12 protein-coding genes, 4 tRNA genes and 1 rRNA gene are annotated in these 19,398 nt (G+C 61.2%); 16 read left to right on the top strand and 1 reads right to left on the bottom strand.

Translation table 11 applies throughout. From position 1 onward, the window contains the following. Positions 1-110 precede the first annotated feature (110 nt). Positions 111-223, top strand: a 5S ribosomal RNA gene (gene rrf, locus DCN14_RS15695). A 957-nt stretch (positions 224-1,180) separates the two neighbouring features. Here the strand turns inward: rrf and DCN14_RS15700 are convergent. Next, entirely contained in the window at positions 1,181-2,164 is a 984-nt protein-coding gene (locus DCN14_RS15700; protein ID WP_143331757.1) for a hypothetical protein, read from the bottom strand. A 579-nt stretch (positions 2,165-2,743) separates the two neighbouring features. On the opposite strand from DCN14_RS15700, the gene DCN14_RS15705 reads away from it, so the two are divergent. The 15 genes from DCN14_RS15705 (at position 2,744) to rpsL (ending at position 19,373) form a co-directional block, all read left to right on the top strand. Further along, positions 2,744-2,829 (top strand) — tRNA-Tyr (locus DCN14_RS15705). A gap of 44 nt (positions 2,830-2,873) precedes the next feature. Beyond that, positions 2,874-2,947, top strand: a tRNA-Gly gene (locus tag DCN14_RS15710). Between the two features lie 25 nt (positions 2,948-2,972). Next, positions 2,973-3,047 (top strand) — tRNA-Thr (locus tag DCN14_RS15715). A 64-nt stretch (positions 3,048-3,111) separates the two neighbouring features. After that, positions 3,112-4,302 carry an elongation factor Tu gene (tuf, locus tag DCN14_RS15720; protein ID WP_011350666.1) on the top strand — a complete coding sequence of 397 codons (1,191 nt, stop codon included), beginning with the start codon at positions 3,112-3,114 and terminating at the stop codon, positions 4,300-4,302. 59 nt (positions 4,303-4,361) lie between these two features. Then, a tRNA-Trp gene (locus DCN14_RS15725) sits at positions 4,362-4,437 on the top strand. Between the two features lie 42 nt (positions 4,438-4,479). After that, positions 4,480-4,860, top strand: coding sequence for a preprotein translocase subunit SecE (gene secE / locus DCN14_RS15730; RefSeq protein WP_006482892.1), 381 nt, complete (start codon positions 4,480-4,482; stop codon positions 4,858-4,860). Position 4,861: 1 nt separating this feature from the next. After that, complete coding sequence (nusG, locus tag DCN14_RS15735; protein WP_006400672.1) at positions 4,862-5,419, top strand: transcription termination/antitermination protein NusG; 558 nt, start codon at positions 4,862-4,864, stop codon at positions 5,417-5,419. A 141-nt stretch (positions 5,420-5,560) separates the two neighbouring features. Further along, the gene (gene rplK, locus DCN14_RS15740) at positions 5,561-5,992 is read left to right on the top strand and encodes a 50S ribosomal protein L11 (RefSeq protein ID WP_096508991.1); all 432 of its coding nucleotides are present in this window, start codon (positions 5,561-5,563) and stop codon (positions 5,990-5,992) included. Beyond that, the gene (gene rplA / locus DCN14_RS15745; RefSeq protein ID WP_096508990.1) at positions 5,993-6,691 is read left to right on the top strand and encodes a 50S ribosomal protein L1; all 699 of its coding nucleotides are present in this window, start codon (positions 5,993-5,995) and stop codon (positions 6,689-6,691) included. It begins immediately after the preceding gene. Between the two features lie 306 nt (positions 6,692-6,997). Next, positions 6,998-7,495, top strand: coding sequence for a 50S ribosomal protein L10 (gene rplJ / locus DCN14_RS15750; RefSeq protein ID WP_021161756.1), 498 nt, complete (start codon positions 6,998-7,000; stop codon positions 7,493-7,495). 63 nt (positions 7,496-7,558) lie between these two features. Beyond that, a complete protein-coding gene (gene rplL, locus DCN14_RS15755) occupies positions 7,559-7,933 on the top strand; it encodes a 50S ribosomal protein L7/L12 (protein WP_021161757.1) in 375 nt (124 codons plus the stop codon). A 377-nt stretch (positions 7,934-8,310) separates the two neighbouring features. Further along, positions 8,311-12,417 carry a DNA-directed RNA polymerase subunit beta gene (gene rpoB / locus DCN14_RS15760; RefSeq protein ID WP_096508989.1) on the top strand — a complete coding sequence of 1,369 codons (4,107 nt, stop codon included), beginning with the start codon at positions 8,311-8,313 and terminating at the stop codon, positions 12,415-12,417. 21 nt (positions 12,418-12,438) lie between these two features. After that, entirely contained in the window at positions 12,439-16,680 is a 4,242-nt protein-coding gene (gene rpoC / locus DCN14_RS15765) for a DNA-directed RNA polymerase subunit beta' (RefSeq protein ID WP_096508988.1), read from the top strand. A gap of 237 nt (positions 16,681-16,917) precedes the next feature. Continuing rightward, positions 16,918-18,765 carry a DNA helicase RecQ gene (gene recQ, locus DCN14_RS15770; RefSeq protein ID WP_096508992.1) on the top strand — a complete coding sequence of 616 codons (1,848 nt, stop codon included), beginning with the start codon at positions 16,918-16,920 and terminating at the stop codon, positions 18,763-18,765. Between the two features lie 227 nt (positions 18,766-18,992). Continuing rightward, a complete protein-coding gene (gene rpsL, locus DCN14_RS15780; RefSeq protein ID WP_006400662.1) occupies positions 18,993-19,373 on the top strand; it encodes a 30S ribosomal protein S12 in 381 nt (126 codons plus the stop codon). The last annotated feature ends 25 nt before the right edge of the window (positions 19,374-19,398 follow it).

The raw sequence follows: 19,398 nt of genomic DNA on the forward strand, positions 1-19,398 counted from the left end.
TGAGCAGGATCCAGGCGACAGGTTGGATTCTCGTGTGTGATACACACAACCAAGATTACTGCTTCTTCCCGGATTGGTCGCGTTGCGAAGCAGCGTGACAACCCTCTTTGCCTGATGACCATAGCGAGTCGGTCCCACCCCTTCCCATCCCGAACAGGACCGTGAAACGACTCTACGCCGATGATAGTGCGGATACCCGTGTGAAAGTAGGTAATCGTCAGGCTCCCTAAGCCGAGAACCCCCGCCCGAAAGGCGGGGGTTTTTGCATTGGTGCGACCGGAAATGCATGCCGACGGTGCGGAGGCGATTCGGCCTTCAAATGCCGCCCAAGCGCGTGAATTGGCCAGACGCGACAGACGCTCCCTGGCGACACATCGATCTCCAGCATCACGATCGCGCGGGGCAAGCAACAACCCCGACTCCACTGGAACTGATGAGCCATGGCACGGCCATGACGATGCGCTTCGCGCTGCTCAAGCCATCAAGGCGAGCACCCGAATCAACAGTTCATCGGTTATCTTTGGGTATTCGTGCCCATATCGACTTAATCCCCTGTCAAACGTTGAGGTCGAATGCTGGTCCTCGCCAGTGCATGCCGCTACATCTCCCTGCTCATAGCTGAGGCCAGCCATGTCGTCCTGGGTGCATCCCGCTCGGCGCTGCCCGAGCCGCTGTTTGCAACTGCCAATGGATCTCGATCCGCCTCATCGGCGATAGCTCCAACCCTGCGCGGCAGACTCCGCGGCTACCATTAGCGCCATGCAATTTCCGTCCTCTCGGACGAGTCGCCCTGCGGATTTGCACGGTCGACAGACCGCGAAGCGTTTCGCCGTTCGCCTCACGTCTCTCCGTAGCCGATGCGCGCCCCCTGGATGAGCTCGTCCCTCACGCTTATCCCTTCGCGTGCGTTGCAAGTTGGAGCAAGGAAGTCGCTACATCGCCGATTCGCGATCTTTTCCTATTTACGTGAGTATTTTTATCATCTTCGCCTAACGCCGCCAATTTTGCTTAGTGCGTCGCGACTGAGAATGGCCCATGTCGAGATGGCCTGCGAACTCCCGCAGCGGCAGAGCGGACTTGCAAGTCCATGGGGCGGCTGCTCGAACGGTGCTTGGGGCATGTGAGGCGTGCTGCCGGCGTTGTGGCGGCAAGTCGCAGAACACGCTTGCGCCAGATTCCGTTAGAAGTCCTCGCTGTTGCTTTTGACCAGCACGGGTTGGCCCCGTCGGAGAAGGTAGATTTCTTCGATGAACGAATAGGCGGTGCCGCCGAAACAGTCTCGCCCTTCGCCCAGCAACGCGAAGCGCGTGCCGTCCGTGTCGACGCCGGTTGACCGAATCGCGCATGCGGTACTCGGATCGCTCAGCGCAGAGTGTTCAGCTGGCGGGAATCGGCGAATCGTACTTTTGCCCTGATCCCGGGTCAGCACGAGAATCGCCGGGCAGCGGGTTGCGGATGTCGACGAGCGGGCGTCGCATGTCAGCTTGCCAGCATCCTCGTCCGTATGGGCCGTGCCATATGCGCCTCCATCGAAGCCGACGCAGGTATCCGCGTTCAGTTGAACGAGGTGTGCATCGTACGCACATGCCGGGTGTCGTGCGTACCGCTCGGCCTCGCTGCGATAGGCAGACCAGACATTCATGTTCGTGGGCCTGCACGACGGCTCGACGCAATGTGAGCTGCACTGCTGAACGTTGGCGGCGACCGCGGCGCCCAGGCGGCTCGGCAGCCACGCATGCGGGCGCATATCGTCGCCGATCAGCGGGTGCAGGATATCGAGACAGGTCTCGCTGCCTGTATCGCTCAGGAGGTCGCTATCGCTGCTGCCTGCGGCTGTCAGGTAAACGGATGCATCGTTGAGCAGCCATGCGTATGCAATCGCATCCGAGGTCATCGCGTGCGTCGACGCCCCGCTGCTGGCTGAAGAAGGGAGGCAGTTGGCATCGATGGCCGGTTTCAGCGTGTCGTATGCTGCGCGCGCCGCCGCGCTTTTCGTGCGATCTGCCGTGCGACTCTCGGAAAGAGCCTGCTGTCGAACCATCGAGATCCTCTCCGTACGACACCAGGTATTTGTGGCGTCGTGTGCTTGCGCCCCGGCAGCGACGAAGGTCAATGCAAAGGCCGACAGGCGGAAGAGATTCTGCATGGATTGATAGCGAAGCATTGGAGGAGGCCACTCGAGCGAGCGAATCGAGATGGTATCGCGCCGTCTTTGGGTTCGTGGGCAATGGCGGGGCACTCGACTGGCTTTAGAGTCACTCCGGGGCGTTCGACGATGGGTGGGGCGGCGAAACGGACCGAGGGCTGCGCTCCCGTCGGATCCGGCTTCGGTATCGGGTGTGCTGGCGAAGTCGGCGGAACGATGTCCCCTGCCGGGCGCCGCTTCGATGCGACACCACCCCCGACTTCGGCCGAGTGCATACCGGATCCAGGCGCTACAAACGCTTCCGGCATGGAAATTGCAATTTTTTTGCTTCTACCCGCTTGGCATTCTGCTCTGGAGGCCGTATGATGGCGGTCTTTCGTTTTCAGCAAAGATGAAAATCAGTGCTGAAAACGTCAGTGCTGAAAACGGGATCTGACGAGGATGTGGACGCCAGTCGGCGATCCTCTCGTGCTTGCCTTAGCCGGGCGAGTGCGGGTGTCGGGTGAGTCGAGTCGGTGCGGTGGAAGAGAATGAAAATAATCTTCCGGATGTGCTTGACAGAAGTTCGATGCACCCCCATAATCGTCAGTTCTCTACGGAGGGGTGCCCGAGTGGCTAAAGGGGGCAGACTGTAAATCTGTTGGCTTACGCCTACGTTGGTTCGAATCCAACCTCCTCCACCAAGAACATCAGCGCAGAGAGCAGTAGGGAATCGTTAGTGGCCCGTGCGGGTGTAGCTCAATGGTAGAGCAGAAGCCTTCCAAGCTTACGACGAGGGTTCGATTCCCTTCACCCGCTCCAGTCCGTGTAGTTGAAGCGTAATACCGCCCATGTGGCTCAGTGGTAGAGCACTCCCTTGGTAAGGGAGAGGTCGGCAGTTCGATCCTGCCCATGGGCACCAGCAGTACAAAGTCAGTGTCTGTTTGCGCGCGGCGCAACCTGTGAATTCCTTTTGGGAGTCGAAAATGGCCAAGGGTAAATTTGAGCGGACCAAGCCGCACGTCAACGTTGGTACGATTGGTCACGTTGACCACGGCAAGACGACGCTGACGGCAGCGATCACGACGGTTCTGACGAAGAAGTTCGGCGGCGAAGCGAAGGCTTACGACCAGATCGACGCGGCACCGGAAGAAAAGGCGCGCGGTATCACGATCAACACGGCACACGTCGAGTACGAAACGGCTAACCGCCACTACGCACACGTCGACTGCCCGGGCCACGCTGACTATGTGAAGAACATGATCACGGGCGCAGCGCAGATGGACGGCGCGATCCTGGTTTGCTCGGCAGCAGACGGCCCGATGCCGCAAACGCGTGAGCACATCCTGCTGGCGCGTCAGGTTGGCGTTCCGTACATCATCGTGTTCCTGAACAAGTGCGACATGGTGGACGACGCTGAACTGCTCGAGCTGGTCGAGATGGAAGTTCGCGAACTCCTGTCGAAGTACGACTTCCCGGGCGACGACACGCCGATCGTGAAGGGTTCGGCCAAGCTGGCGCTGGAAGGCGACACGGGCGAGCTGGGCGAAGTGGCGATCATGAGCCTGGCAGACGCACTGGACACGTACATCCCGACGCCGGAGCGTGCGGTTGACGGCGCGTTCCTGATGCCGGTGGAAGACGTGTTCTCGATCTCGGGCCGTGGTACGGTTGTGACGGGTCGTGTCGAGCGCGGTATCGTGAAGGTCGGCGAAGAAATCGAAATCGTCGGTATCAAGCCGACGGTGAAGACGACCTGCACGGGCGTTGAAATGTTCCGCAAGCTGCTGGACCAAGGTCAAGCGGGCGACAACGTTGGTATCCTGCTGCGCGGCACGAAGCGTGAAGACGTGGAGCGTGGCCAGGTTCTGGCGAAGCCGGGTTCGATCACGCCGCACACGCACTTCACGGCTGAAGTGTACGTGCTGAGCAAGGACGAAGGCGGCCGCCACACGCCGTTCTTCAACAACTACCGTCCGCAGTTCTACTTCCGTACGACGGACGTGACGGGCTCGATCGAGCTGCCGAAGGACAAGGAAATGGTGATGCCGGGCGACAACGTGTCGATCACGGTGAAGCTGATCGCTCCGATCGCGATGGAAGAAGGTCTGCGCTTCGCAATCCGCGAAGGTGGCCGTACCGTCGGCGCCGGCGTCGTCGCCAAGATCATCGAGTAAGCCAGTTATTCGTTGATCGACAGTTTTGGGGCTGGCAACAGCCAGTCCCAACATGGTTTAGGGGTATAGCTCAACTGGCAGAGCGTCGGTCTCCAAAACCGAAGGTTGGGGGTTCGATTCCCTCTGCCCCTGCCAAAAATCGCCACGTGCTACACGTGGCATTTGTTTTAAGGTGTTATGGCGAATCCATCCGTCGAAACTGTAAATACCTCCGGCGATAAGCTGATGCTGGCCCTGGGCGTATTGCTGGTCTTGGCCGGATTCGTGGGCTTCTTCTGGCTGGCCAACCAGCAGTGGTATGTCCGCGGTGCCGCGTTGGCGGTAGGTATCATCGCTGGCGTGGCCGTCGGACTGATGTCCGCACCTGGCAAGAGCCTCATCGCGTTTGCCAAGGATTCGTACAAGGAAGTCCGCAAGGTCGTTTGGCCCACCCGCAAGGAAGCAACGCAAACCACACTCGTCGTGTTCGGTTTCGTGCTCGTGATGGCGATTTTCCTCTGGTTGAGTGACAAATCGATCGAATGGGTGATTTTCTCGGCGATTCTGGGTTGGAAATGATATGAGCGATACTCCGGCATCCCCGAGCGGAAAGCGTTGGTACGTCGTGCACGCCTACTCCGGTATGGAGAAGAGCGTGCAACGTGCGCTTCAGGAGCGCATCGAACGTGCTGGCATGCAGGACAAATTCGGCCAGATCCTGGTTCCGACCGAAGAAGTGGTCGAAGTAAAGGGCGGTCACAAGGCTGTGACCGAGCGTCGTTTCTTCCCCGGCTACGTGCTGGTGGAAATGGAAATGACGGACGAAACGTGGCACCTCGTGAAGAACACGGCAAAGGTCACCGGTTTCGTCGGCGGTGCGCGTAACCGCCCGACCCCGATTTCCCCGAAGGAAGTCGAAAAGATCATGTCGCAGATGCAGGAAGGCGTTGAGAAGCCGCGCCCGAAGACCCTGTTCGAAGTTGGCGAGATGGTGCGTGTCAAGGAAGGTCCTTTCACGGACTTCAATGGCACGGTCGAAGAAGTCAACTACGAAAAATCGCGCGTGCGTGTGTCGGTCACCATCTTTGGCCGCTCCACCCCGGTCGAACTCGAGTTCGGCCAGGTCGAAAAAGTTTGATCCCGATTCGGTGGGCAGCCTCGGCTGCCCACCTTCGCGCTTACGGTCCGCGTTATGGCCGTTGAGGAGCGTCAGTAGCCAGCGGCGAAAGCGCGTTATCACTCACCAGAACGCCGTCTGGCGTTCCAACGAGGTTTTCAAATGGCAAAGAAGATTGTCGGCTTTGTTAAGCTGCAGATCCCTGCAGGTAAAGCCAACCCGTCGCCGCCGGTCGGTCCGGCACTGGGCCAGCGCGGCCTGAACATCATGGAGTTCTGCAAGGCGTTCAACGCGCAGACTCAAGGCATGGAGCCGGGTCTGCCGGTGCCGGTGGTCATTACGGCATACGCTGACAAGAGCTTCACGTTCGTGATGAAGACGCCGCCGGCAACCGTCCTGATCAAGAAGGCGGCGAAGGTGGACAAGGGCTCGAGCAAGCCGCACACCGACAAGGTCGGTTCGATCACGCGCGCTCAAGCCGAAGAAATCGCGAAGACCAAGATGCCGGACCTTACGGCAGCTGATCTGGACGCAGCCGTTCGCACCATCGCTGGTAGCGCACGCTCGATGGGCATCACTGTGGAGGGCGTGTAAATGGCTAAGATCTCCAAGCGCCGTCAGGCATTTGCCGCCAAGGTCGACCGTCAGAAGCTGTACGCGATCGAAGACGCACTGGCACTCGTGAAGGAATGCGCGAGCGCGAAGTTCAACGAATCGATCGACGTCGCAGTTCAGCTCGGCATCGATGCAAAGAAGTCGGACCAGGTCGTTCGCGGTTCGGTCGTTCTGCCGGCAGGTACGGGCAAGTCGGTTCGCGTTGCTGTGTTCGCGCAAGGCGAGAAGGCCGAGCAGGCTCGTGCAGCAGGCGCGGAAATCGTCGGTATGGAAGACCTGGCTGAGCAGATCAAGGCTGGCCAGATGGACTTCGACATCGTGATCGCTTCGCCGGACACGATGCGTATCGTCGGTACGCTCGGTCAGATCCTCGGCCCGCGCGGCCTGATGCCGAACCCGAAGGTCGGTACGGTCACGCCGGACGTCGCGACTGCAGTCAAGAACGCGAAGGCTGGTCAGGTGCAATTCCGTGTCGACAAGGCCGGTATCATCCATGCGACCATCGGCCGTGCATCGTTCGAATCGACCGCACTGCGTTCGAACCTGTCGGCGCTGATCGAAGCGCTGCAGAAGGCGAAGCCGGCAACGAGCAAGGGCGTCTACCTGCGCAAGATCGCACTGTCGAGCACGATGGGCGTCGGCGTGCGTGTCGACCACGCTACGCTGGCAGCACAGTAAGCAAGTATTCGGGCCGCTTCGTTCGCGAAGCGGCCTACATGGGCTTTGGGCGGTTGTTCGTGCAGTAGGGCGGGCAACCGGTTATCAAAGACCGTTGGTGGGACGCAGCAGGCAGGCGATCCCTTAATTCAAGCCAACGCAGATGGCGAACCCGAAAAAGTTTTGCAGTGGTGAAGCCGCAGGTCGTGAAGCGATTCACGGCGTGAGGTGGAAATACTCCTAACGAGGTCGGACGCCGTTGTTGAACGAGGTACGTAAGGTTGTGCCATACCGGCAAGCCGAACGTATCGTTTCTGGAGGCTAACCGTGCCGCTTAATAGAGAAGACAAGCAAGCCGTCGTCGCTGAGGTTTCCGCGCAAGTCGCGAAGGCTCAGACCGTTGTGCTGGCTGAGTATCGTGGAATTGCGGTTGGCGATCTGACCAAGCTGCGCGCGAAAGCGCGTGAGCAACAGGTTTACCTGCGCGTGTTGAAGAACACGCTGGCGCGTCGCGCCGTTGAAGGTACGCCGTTTGCTCCGCTGGCAGAGCAGATGACTGGTCCGCTGATCTACGGCATCTCGGAAGATGCAATTGCTGCTGCTAAGGTCGTCAACGACTTCAGCAAGAGCAATGACAAGTTGGTCATCAAGGCTGGTTCGTTCGATGGCAAGGTGATGGACAAGGCTGGCGTGCAAGCGCTGGCAAGCATCCCGAGCCGCGAAGAACTGCTCTCGAAGCTGCTGTTCGTTATGCAATCGCCTGTTTCGGGCTTCGCGCGTGCTCTGGCCGCGCTCGCCGAGAAGAAGCAAGCGGAAGCTGCGTAAGCGAACGTGCATCAGCGTTACTGATCGCTGGCTGTATCCGAATTCAATTTAGGAGTATTTCAAATGGCAATCGCAAAAGAAGACATCCTGGCAGCAGTCGAAGGGATGACCGTTCTGGAACTGAACGAACTGGTCAAGGCGTTCGAAGAGAAGTTTGGCGTGTCGGCAGCTGCAGTTGCAGTCGCTGGCCCGGCAGGCGGCGGCGCAGCTGCAGCAGCAGAAGAGAAGACCGAATTCACGGTCGTCCTGGCTGAAGCAGGCAGCAACAAGGTTGCAGTCATCAAGGCAGTTCGCGAACTGACGGGCCTGGGCCTGAAGGAAGCGAAGGACGTCGTTGACGGCGCACCGAAGGCTGTCAAGGAAGGCGTCGACAAGGCTGCTGCTGAAGAAGCCAAGAAGAAGCTGGAAGAAGCAGGCGCGAAGGTCGAAGTCAAGTAAGTTTCGACGCGCTGTGCGAAGGCTGGCGGTATTTTCACCGCCAGCCTTTTTGTGCTTTGTGGGGACGTTATTCTGGCACTCTTTTGGGAGCCCGAATAATTGGCCCCAGAGGCCAAAGAAAACCGCCAAATCGTTGTCAATGATCTCGATTGGCGTTTCTCTTTGTCTTCTGAAGCGACTGCAGAAGGCAAGTTTGGTCGGGTAGCGGGCAACACAGGCATCCGCTGCCGTCAGCCAGCGGTTGGTAGCGGCCAACCACCAAGCTTCTCGGCTCGTTCAAGCCATCGGGCGGCCATCGGGTCTCAGTCGGTGAACACTCGGGTTTGAAACGTCCAGGTATCCCGCCTCGACAGCACCCGCCGTGATTCGGAGATCGTATGCAATATTCCTTCACCGAGAAGAAGCGCATTCGCAAGAGTTTCGCGAAGCGCCCCATCGTTCACCAAGTTCCGTTCTTGCTGGCTACCCAGCTTGAATCATTCAGCACGTTTCTGCAAGCTGATGTGCCGGCCACGCAACGCAAGCCTGAAGGTTTGCAGGCCGCATTCACATCGGTATTTCCCATTGTTTCGCACAACGGTTTCGCGCGCCTCGAGTTCGTGAGCTATGCGTTGTCCGCGCCGGCATTCAACATCAAGGAATGCCAGCAGCGCGGCCTGACGTACTGCTCCGCACTGCGCGCGAAGGTCCGCCTCGTCATTCTCGACAAGGAATCGCCGAACAAGCCGGTCGTCAAGGAAGTGAAAGAGCAGGAAGTGTACATGGGCGAAATGCCGCTCATGACGCCGACGGGCTCGTTCGTCATCAACGGCACCGAGCGTGTCATCGTCTCGCAGCTGCACCGTTCGCCGGGCGTGTTCTTCGAACACGACAAGGGCAAGACGCACAGCTCGGGCAAGCTGCTGTTCTCGGCACGGATCATTCCGTACCGCGGCTCGTGGCTCGACTTCGAATTCGATCCGAAGGACATCCTGTACTTCCGCGTCGACCGCCGCCGCAAGATGCCGGTCACGATCCTGCTGAAGGCCATCGGCCTCACGCCGGAACAGATCCTCGCGAACTTCTTCGTGTTCGACAACTTCACGCTGATGGACGAAGGCGCGCAACTCGAGTTCGTGCCCGAGCGCCTGCGTGGTGAAGTCGCGCGTTTCGACATCACGGATCGTGATGGCAAGGTCATTGTCCAGAAGGACAAGCGGATCAACGCGAAGCACATTCGCGACCTCGAAGCCGCGAAGACCAAGTTCATCTCGGTGCCGGAAGACTATCTGCTCGGCCGCGTGCTGGCGAAGAACGTCGTCGACGGCGATACCGGCGAAGTGATCGCGAGCGCGAACGACGAAGTCACGGAAAGCGTGCTCGAGAAGCTGCGCGAAGCGGGCATCAAGGATATCCAGACGCTCTACACGAACGATCTGGACCAGGGTCCGTACATCTCGTCGACGCTGCGTGTCGACGAAACGACCGACAAGACGGCCGCGCGCATCGCGATCTACCGCATGATGCGCCCGGGCGAGCCGCCGACCGAAGAAGCGGTCGAGGCGCTGTTCAACCGTCTGTTCTACAGCGAAGAAGCGTACGACCTGTCGAAGGTCGGCCGTATGAAGTTCAACCGTCGCGTCAGCCGTGACGAGATCATCGGCCCGATGACGCTGCAGGACGACGACATCCTCGCGACGATCAAGATCCTGGTCGAGCTGCGCAACGGCAAGGGCGAAGTGGACGATATCGACCACCTCGGCAACCGTCGTGTGCGTTGCGTCGGCGAACTGGCGGAAAACCAGTTCCGCGCGGGTCTCGTGCGTGTCGAGCGCGCGGTCAAGGAACGCCTCGGCCAGGCCGAAAGCGAAAACCTGATGCCGCACGACCTGATCAACTCGAAGCCGATTTCGTCGGCCATCCGCGAGTTCTTCGGTTCGTCGCAGCTGTCGCAGTTCATGGACCAGACCAACCCGCTGTCGGAAATCACGCACAAGCGTCGCGTTTCCGCACTGGGCCCGGGCGGTCTGACGCGCGAACGCGCAGGCTTCGAAGTTCGTGACGTGCACCCGACCCACTACGGCCGCGTGTGCCCGATCGAAACGCCGGAAGGTCCGAACATCGGCCTGATCAACTCGCTCGCACTGTACGCGCACCTGAACGAGTACGGCTTCCTCGAGACGCCGTACCGCAAGGTCGTGGACAGCAAGGTGACCGACCAGATCGACTACCTGTCGGCGATCGAAGAAGGCCGCTACATGATCGCGCAGGCGAACGCCGCGATCGACGAGAACGGCCAGCTGATCGACGAACTCGTGTCGTCGCGTGAAGCCGGCGAAACGATGATGGTCACGCCGGACCGTATCCAGTACATGGACGTCGCGCCGTCGCAGATCGTGTCGGTTGCAGCTTCGCTGATTCCGTTCCTCGAGCACGACGACGCGAACCGTGCACTGATGGGTTCGAACATGCAGCGTCAGGCCGTGCCGTGTCTGCGTCCGGAAAAGCCGGTCGTCGGTACGGGCATCGAGCGTACCTGCGCGGTCGACTCGGGCACGACGGTTCAGGCGTTCCGCGGCGGTGTCGTCGACTACGTCGATGCAGGCCGTATCGTGATTCGCGTGAACGACGACGAAGCAGTCGCAGGTGAAGTCGGTGTCGACATCTACAACCTGATCAAGTACACGCGTTCGAACCAGAACACGAACATCAACCAGCGTCCGATCGTGAAGATGGGCGACAAGGTCTCGCGCGGCGACGTGCTGGCCGACGGCGCCTCGACGGACCTGGGCGAGCTCGCGCTCGGCCAGAACATGCTGATCGCGTTCATGCCGTGGAACGGCTACAACTTCGAGGATTCGATCCTGATCTCGGAGAAGGTCGTGGCCGACGATCGTTACACGTCGATCCACATCGAAGAGCTGAACGTCGTTGCACGCGACACGAAGCTCGGGCCGGAAGAAATCACGCGCGACATCTCGAACCTGGCGGAAGTCCAGCTCGGCCGTCTCGACGAATCGGGCATCGTGTACATCGGTGCTGAAGTCGAAGCGGGCGATGTGCTGGTCGGCAAGGTCACGCCGAAGGGCGAAACCCAGCTGACGCCGGAAGAGAAGCTGCTGCGCGCGATCTTCGGCGAGAAGGCTTCGGACGTGAAGGACACGTCGCTGCGCGTGCCGTCGGGCATGAACGGCACCGTGATCGACGTCCAGGTGTTCACGCGTGAAGGCATCCAGCGCGACAAGCGTGCGCAACAGATCATCGACGACGAACTGAAGCGCTACCGTCTCGACCTGAACGACCAGTTGCGCATCGTGGAAGGCGACGCGTTCCAGCGTCTCGCACGCATGCTGGTGGGCAAGGTCGCGAACGGCGGTCCGAAGAAGCTCGCGAAGGGCACGAAGATCGACCAGGCTTACCTGGAAGACCTCGACCACTACCACTGGTTCGACATCCGCCTGGCGGAAGACGAAGCAGCGGCACAGCTCGAAGCGATCAAGAACTCGATCGAAGAGAAGCGTCACCAGTTCGACCTCGCGTTCGAAGAGAAGCGCAAGAAGCTCACGCAAGGCGACGAACTGCCGCCGGGCGTGCTGAAGATGGTCAAGGTGTACCTCGCGGTGAAGCGTCGTCTGCAGCCTGGCGACAAGATGGCAGGCCGTCACGGTAACAAGGGCGTCGTGTCGAAGATCGTTCCGATCGAAGACATGCCGTACATGGCCGATGGCCGTCCGGCAGACGTCGTGCTGAACCCGCTCGGCGTTCCGTCGCGGATGAACGTGGGTCAGGTTCTGGAAGTGCACCTCGGCTGGGCCGCGAAGGGCCTCGGCTGGCGTATCGGCGAAATGCTGCAGCGTCAGGCGAAGATCGAGGAACTGCGCGTGTTCCTGACGAAGATCTACAACGATTCGGGCCGCCAGGAAGATCTGGAAAGCTTCACCGACGACGAGATCCTCGAACTCGCGAAGAACCTGCGCGAAGGCGTGCCGTTCGCGACGCCGGTGTTCGACGGTGCGACCGAGGAAGAAATGGGCAAGATGCTCGACCTCGCGTTCCCGGACGAGATCGCCGAACAGCTCGGCATGAACCCGTCGAAGAACCAGGTCCGCCTGTACGACGGCCGCACGGGTGAAATGTTCGAACGTCGCGTGACGCTTGGCTACATGCACTACCTGAAGCTGCACCACTTGGTCGACGACAAGATGCACGCGCGTTCGACCGGCCCGTACTCGCTCGTCACGCAGCAGCCGCTGGGTGGTAAGGCGCAGTTCGGTGGCCAGCGTTTCGGTGAAATGGAAGTGTGGGCACTCGAAGCGTATGGCGCGTCCTACGTGCTGCAGGAAATGCTGACGGTGAAGTCGGACGACGTGAATGGCCGGACCAAGGTTTATGAAAACCTCGTCAAGGGCGATCACGTGATCGATGCAGGCATGCCGGAATCCTTCAACGTGCTCGTGAAGGAAATCCGCTCGCTCGGTATCGACATCGATCTCGACCGCAATTAATCGGACTACGGAGAGAAGGCAATGAAAGCTCTGCTCGATCTATTCAAGCAAGTCCAACAGGAAGAAGTTTTCGACGCGATCAAGATCGGTCTGGCCTCGCCGGACAAGATCCGTTCGTGGTCGTTCGGTGAAGTGAAGAAGCCGGAGACCATCAACTACCGTACGTTCAAACCGGAACGCGATGGTCTGTTCTGCGCGAAGATCTTCGGGCCGATCAAGGACTACGAGTGCCTGTGCGGCAAGTACAAGCGCCTGAAGCACCGCGGCGTGATCTGCGAGAAGTGCGGCGTCGAAGTGACGCTGGCGAAGGTGCGTCGCGAACGCATGGGCCACATCGAACTGGCCTCGCCGGTCGCGCACATCTGGTTCCTGAAGTCGCTGCCGTCGCGTCTGGGCATGGTGCTCGACATGACGCTGCGTGACATCGAACGCGTGCTGTACTTCGAAGCATACGTGGTGATCGAACCGGGCATGACGCCGCTGAAGGCGCGGCAGATCATGACCGAAGAGGATTACTACAACAAGGTCGAGGAATACGGCGACGAATTCCGTGCCGAGATGGGCGCGGAAGGCGTGCGTGAACTGCTGCGCGCGATCAACATCGACGAGCAGGTCGAGACGCTGCGCACCGAGCTGAAGAACACCGGCTCGGAAGCGAAGATCAAGAAGTACGCGAAGCGCCTGAAGGTCCTCGAGGCATTCCAGCGCTCGGGCATCAAGCCCGAGTGGATGATCCTCGAAGTGCTGCCGGTGCTGCCGCCGGAACTGCGTCCGCTCGTGCCGCTGGACGGCGGCCGTTTCGCGACGTCGGACCTGAACGACCTGTATCGCCGCGTGATCAACCGTAACAACCGGTTGAAGCGTCTGCTCGAGCTGAAGGCGCCTGAAATCATCGTCCGCAACGAAAAGCGGATGCTGCAGGAAGCCGTCGACTCGCTGCTCGACAACGGTCGTCGTGGCAAGGCGATGACGGGCGCGAACAAGCGTCCGCTGAAGTCGCTCGCCGACATGATCAAGGGCAAGGGCGGTCGTTTCCGTCAGAACCTGCTGGGCAAGCGCGTCGACTACTCGGGCCGTTCGGTCATCGTGGTCGGCCCGACGCTGAAGCTGCACCAGTGCGGTCTGCCGAAGCTGATGGCACTCGAACTGTTCAAGCCGTTCATCTTCAACAAGCTGGAAGTGATGGGCGTCGCGACGACCATCAAGGCTGCGAAGAAGGAAGTCGAGAACCAGACGCCGGTGGTGTGGGACATCCTCGAAGAGGTGATCCGCGAGCACCCGGTGATGCTGAACCGTGCGCCGACGCTGCACCGTCTCGGTATCCAGGCGTTCGAGCCGGTGCTGATCGAAGGCAAGGCGATTCAGCTGCACCCGCTCGTCTGCGCGGCGTTCAACGCCGACTTCGACGGTGACCAGATGGCCGTTCACGTGCCGCTGTCGCTCGAAGCGCAGATGGAAGCGCGCACGCTGATGCTCGCGTCGAACAACGTGCTGTTCCCGGCCAACGGCGATCCGTCGATCGTGCCGTCGCAGGATATCGTGCTGGGTCTGTACTACGCGACCCGCGAAGCGATCAACGGCAAGGGCGAAGGCCTGTCGTTCACCGGCGTGTCGGAAGCGATCCGCGCGTACGAGAACAAGGAAGTCGAGCTGGCATCGCGCGTCAACGTGCGGATCACCGAAATGGTCCGCAACGAAGACACGTCGGAAGGCGCGCCGGAATTCGTGCCGAAGATCTCGCTGTACGCGACGACCGTCGGTCGCGCGATCCTGTCGGAGATCCTGCCGCACGGCTTGCCGTTCTCGGTGCTGAACAAGCCGCTGAAGAAGAAGGAAATCTCGCGCCTGATCAACACCGCATTCCGCAAGTGCGGTCTGCGTGCGACGGTCGTGTTCGCCGACCAGCTGATGCAGTCGGGTTTCCGTCTCGCGACGCGTGCCGGTATTTCGATCTGCGTGGACGACATGCTCGTGCCGCCGCAGAAGGAAACGATCGTCGGCGACGCCGCGAAGAAGGTGAAGGAGTACGACCGCCAGTACATGTCGGGTCTCGTCACCGCGCAGGAACGCTACAACAACGTGGTCGACATCTGGTCGGCAACGTCGGAAGCGGTCGGCAAGGCGATGATGGAGCAGCTGTCGACGGAGCCGGTAACGGACCGCGACGGCAACGAGACGCGCCAGGAGTCGTTCAACTCGATCTACATGATGGCCGACTCGGGCGCCCGGGGTTCGGCGGTGCAGATTCGTCAGCTGGCCGGTATGCGAGGTCTGATGGCGAAGCCGGACGGCTCGATTATCGAGACGCCGATTACCGCGAACTTCCGCGAAGGCCTGAACGTGTTGCAGTACTTCATCTCGACCCACGGTGCACGTAAGGGTCTGGCTGATACGGCACTGAAGACCGCGAACTCGGGTTACCTGACGCGTCGTCTCGTCGACGTCACGCAAGATCTGGTGGTGGTCGAGGACGATTGCGGCACGTCGAACGGCGTCGCGATGAAGGCGCTGGTCGAAGGCGGTGAAGTCGTCGAAGCGCTGCGCGACCGTATCCTCGGCCGCGTTGCGGTCGCGGACGTCGTGAACCCGGAAACGCAGGAAACGCTGTACGAATCGGGCACGCTGCTCGACGAAACGGCGGTCGAGGAAATCGAACGCCTCGGCATCGACGAAGTGCGCGTGCGCACGCCGCTGACCTGCGAAACGCGTTACGGTCTGTGCGCGGCCTGCTACGGCCGTGACCTCGGCCGCGGCTCGCTCGTGAACGTCGGCGAAGCAGTCGGCGTGATCGCGGCACAGTCGATCGGTGAACCGGGCACGCAGCTGACGATGCGTACGTTCCACATCGGTGGTGCGGCATCGCGTGCGGCAGTGGCGTCGTCGGTCGAAGCGAAGAGCAACGGTATCGTGCGTTTCACGGCGACGATGCGTTACGTCACCAACGCGAAGGGCGAGCAGATCGTCATTTCGCGTTCGGGCGAGGCGCTGATCACCGACGATATCGGCCGCGAGCGCGAACGTCACAAAATCCCGTACGGCGCGACGCTGCTGCAGCTTGACGGCGCAACGATCAAGGCCGGTACGCAGCTGGCGACGTGGGATCCGATGACGCGTCCGATCATCACCGAGTACGGTGGTACGGTGAAGTTCGAGAACGTCGAGGAAGGCGTGACCGTCGCGAAGCAGATCGACGACGTGACCGGCCTGTCGACGCTGGTCGTGATCGACGTGAAGCGTCGTGGTTCGCAAGCTTCGAAGAGCGTGCGTCCGCAGGTGAAACTGCTCGACGCGAATGGCGACGAAGTGAAGATCCCGGGCACCGAGCACGCAGTGCAGATCGGCTTCCAGGTCGGCGCACTGATCACCGTGAAGGACGGCCAGCAGGTGCAGGTGGGTGAAGTGCTTGCACGTATCCCGACCGAAGCGCAGAAGACGCGTGACATTACCGGCGGTCTGCCGCGGGTGGCGGAGCTGTTCGAAGCGCGTTCGCCGAAGGATGCCGGCATTCTCGCGGAAGTCACCGGTACGACGTCGTTCGGCAAGGACACGAAGGGCAAGCAGCGTCTCGTCATCACGGACCTCGAAGGCAATCAGCACGAGTTCCTGATCGCGAAGGAAAAGCAGGTTCTGGTCCACGATGCCCAGGTCGTCAACAAGGGCGAAATGATCGTGGACGGTCCGGCCGATCCGCACGACATCCTGCGTCTGCAGGGTATCGAGGCGCTGTCGCGCTACATCGTCGACGAAGTGCAGGACGTGTACCGTCTGCAGGGCGTGAAGATCAACGACAAGCACATCGAGGTGATCGTTCGCCAGATGCTGCGTCGTGTGCAGATCACCGACAACGGTGATACGCGCTTCATCCCGGGCGAACAGGTCGAGCGTTCCGACATGCTGGACGAGAACGATCGCATGATCGCCGACGGCAAGCGCCCGGCTTCGTACGACAACGTGCTGCTCGGTATCACGAAGGCGTCGCTGTCGACCGACTCGTTCATCTCCGCGGCATCGTTCCAGGAAACGACCCGCGTGCTGACCGAAGCGGCGATCATGGGCAAGCGCGACGATCTGCGTGGCCTGAAGGAAAACGTGATCGTCGGCCGTCTGATTCCGGCCGGTACGGGTCTCGCGTTCCACAAGGCACGCAAGGCGAAGGAAATGTCCGACCGCGAGCGTTTCGACCAGATCGCAGCGGAAGAAGCATTCGACTTCGGTACGCCGAGCGCGCCGGCAGAAGAGCCGCAACACCCGGCAGCCGAGTAAGCACGGGCGGCGCGAGCCGCCTTGCTATCTCGCTGTCACCGAAACCGCCCGGTTCCGCCGGGCGGTTTTTTTTATCCGTCGTTCACGCGCATGACGGGCTTGTCGCACGGTTGCTGCAGGACCGTCATGCGCGCGCACGAACCCTGTCCGATCGGCCAACATCGCACGATTCGCCGCGCGCCGCGCGAGCGGGTTGTTAAAATTGCGGTCATCGTTCCGCCGTCCTCGTTCTCATTCATGTCCCGCGCCCTCGAAATTCTCGACGAAGTCTTTGGTTATTCCGCATTTCGCGGCCAGCAGGGGGAGATCGTCGAGCACGTCGCCGGCGGCGGCGATTGCCTCGTGCTGATGCCGACGGGCGGCGGCAAGTCGCTGTGCTATCAGATTCCGGCGCTGCTGCGCCGCGAGGCCGGGCAGGGCGCCGGCATCGTCGTGTCGCCGCTGATCGCGCTGATGCAGGACCAGGTCGCCGCGCTCAGCGAAGTCGGCGTGCGCGCGGCTTACCTGAATTCGACGCTGTCGGGCGCCGAGGCCGCGGCAACCGAGCGGGCGCTGCGCGAAGGCGAGATCGACCTGCTGTACGTCGCGCCCGAGCGACTGATGACCGGGCGCTTTCTCGAGCTGCTCGAGCGCGCGAAGATCGGCCTGTTCGCGATCGACGAGGCGCACTGCGTGTCGCAGTGGGGGCATGACTTCCGTCCCGAATACATCCAGCTGTCGGTGCTGCACGAGCGCTTCCCGTCGGTGCCGCGGATCGCGTTGACCGCCACCGCGGACGCGATCACGCGCGACGAGATCATCCATCGTCTCGCGCTCGACGACGCGCGCGTGTTCGTATCGAGTTTCGACCGGCCGAACATCCGTTACCGGATCGTCGAAAAGGACAACGCGCGGTCGCAACTGCTCGATTTCATCCGGGCGGAGCACACGAACGCGGACGGCACCACCGACGCGGGCGTCGTGTACTGCCTATCGCGCCGCAAGGTCGAGGAAACGGCCGAATGGCTGAAGGCGCAGGGCGTGCGCGCGCTGCCGTATCACGCGGGAATGGAGTTCGAGGTGCGGCAGAAGCACCAGGAAATGTTCCAGCGCGAGGAGGGCATCGTGATGTGCGCGACGATTGCGTTCGGCATGGGCATCGACAAGCCCGACGTGCGTTTCGTTGCACACCTCGATTTGCCGAAGAGCGTCGAGGGCTATTACCAGGAAACCGGACGTGCGGGCCGCGACGGGATGCCGGCGAACGCGTGGATGGCATATGGCCTCGGCGACGTCGTCCAGCAGCGCAAGATGATCGACGAGTCCGATGCGGACGACGCGCACAAGCGCGTGCAGACGTCGAAGCTCGATGCGCTGCTCGGGCTGTGCGAGACGATTTCGTGCCGGCGTGTGCGGCTGCTGAACTATTTCGGCGAGGCGAGCCAGCCGTGCGGCAACTGCGACACGTGCATCGAGCCGCCCGATTCCTGGGACGCGACGCGCGAGGCGCAGATGGCGCTGTCGTGCGTGTTCCGCGCGCAGCGCGCGAGCGGCTTCAATTTCGGCTCGAGCCATCTGATCGAGATCCTGCGCGGCGGCCGCACCGAGAAGGTGCTGCAGCGCGGCCACGACCAGCTCAGCACGTTCGGGATCGGCGCGTCGCTGTCCGAGCCCGAATGGCGCGCGATTTTCCGGCAGCTCGTCGCGTACGGCTATCTGGCGGTCGACCACGGCGGTTTCGGCGCGCTGATGCTGACCGAGGCCGCGAAGCCGGTGCTGAAGAACGAGGAAAAGGTGACGCTGCGCCGCTACGTGAAGCCGCAGCGCACGCGCCAGTCGTCGAGCCGCAGCGGCACGCGCGTCGACCCGACGGCCGGCATGGGCACGCGCGAGCGCGCCCGCTGGGACGCGCTGCGCGCGTGGCGTGCGGAAACCGCGAAGTCCGACGGCGTGCCGGCCTACGTGATCTTCCACGACGCGACGCTCGCCGAAATCGCGCGCAACGCGCCCGAGACCATCGACGACCTGCGGCATATCCCCGGCATGGGCGTCCGCAAGCTCGAACGCTTCGGCGACGAGATCATCGACGTCGTCGAATCGGCATGACACAGGTGTTCCGACCCTTCCGGTAAACCGCCCGTGCGGCCGGAGAATCACGCAAGCCGTTGACTTAGTTGGCATTTCCGGAATATGATGCTGGGTTCCGGTATTCGGCGGGCCGAGTCGCGTTCGAAGGTTCGTGTCCGTGTCGCCGGTTCGGAAGTCAACTGTGCGCCGATTCTCGCTTTGCCCGAAATCGATGTGCAGATTTTGTTCAATTTCAGGAATAAACAATGCCAACCATCAACCAACTGGTTCGCAAAGGCCGTCAGTCGGAAACGACGAAGAGCAAGAGCCCGGCCCTGCAGGACTGCCCCCAGCGTCGCGGCGTGTGCACCCGTGTGTACACGACGACGCCGAAGAAGCCTAACTCGGCACTCCGTAAGGTTGCCAAGGTTCGTCTGACGAACGGCTTCGAAGTGATTTCGTACATCGGCGGTGAAGGCCACAACCTGCAGGAACACTCGGTTGTGCTGATCCGCGGCGGCCGTGTGAAGGACTTGCCGGGTGTGCGTTACCACATGGTTCGCGGCTCGCTGGATACCCAGGGCGTCAAGGATCGTAAGCAAGCGCGCTCGAAGTACGGCGCGAAGCGTGCAAAGGCTGCCAAGTAAGCAGTTTTTGATCAGGGATCGCCGT

It is taken from the genome of Burkholderia sp. IDO3, from assembly GCF_003366075.1.
GTDB lineage: Bacteria > Pseudomonadota > Gammaproteobacteria > Burkholderiales > Burkholderiaceae > Burkholderia > Burkholderia anthina.

Coding starts and splice junctions, on each gene's coding strand:
- secE (WP_006482892.1), top strand. CDS start 4,480: ATGGCGAATCCATCCGTCGAAACTGTAAATACCTCCGGCGATAAGCTG.
- tuf (WP_011350666.1), top strand. CDS start 3,112: ATGGCCAAGGGTAAATTTGAGCGGACCAAGCCGCACGTCAACGTTGGT.
- recQ (WP_096508992.1), top strand. CDS start 16,918: ATGTCCCGCGCCCTCGAAATTCTCGACGAAGTCTTTGGTTATTCCGCA.
- rplA (WP_096508990.1), top strand. CDS start 5,993: ATGGCTAAGATCTCCAAGCGCCGTCAGGCATTTGCCGCCAAGGTCGAC.
- nusG (WP_006400672.1), top strand. CDS start 4,862: ATGAGCGATACTCCGGCATCCCCGAGCGGAAAGCGTTGGTACGTCGTG.
- rplL (WP_021161757.1), top strand. CDS start 7,559: ATGGCAATCGCAAAAGAAGACATCCTGGCAGCAGTCGAAGGGATGACC.
- rpoC (WP_096508988.1), top strand. CDS start 12,439: ATGAAAGCTCTGCTCGATCTATTCAAGCAAGTCCAACAGGAAGAAGTT.
- rplK (WP_096508991.1), top strand. CDS start 5,561: ATGGCAAAGAAGATTGTCGGCTTTGTTAAGCTGCAGATCCCTGCAGGT.
- DCN14_RS15700 (WP_143331757.1), bottom strand. CDS start 2,164: ATGCTTCGCTATCAATCCATGCAGAATCTCTTCCGCCTGTCGGCCTTT.
- rpsL (WP_006400662.1), top strand. CDS start 18,993: ATGCCAACCATCAACCAACTGGTTCGCAAAGGCCGTCAGTCGGAAACG.
- rpoB (WP_096508989.1), top strand. CDS start 8,311: ATGCAATATTCCTTCACCGAGAAGAAGCGCATTCGCAAGAGTTTCGCG.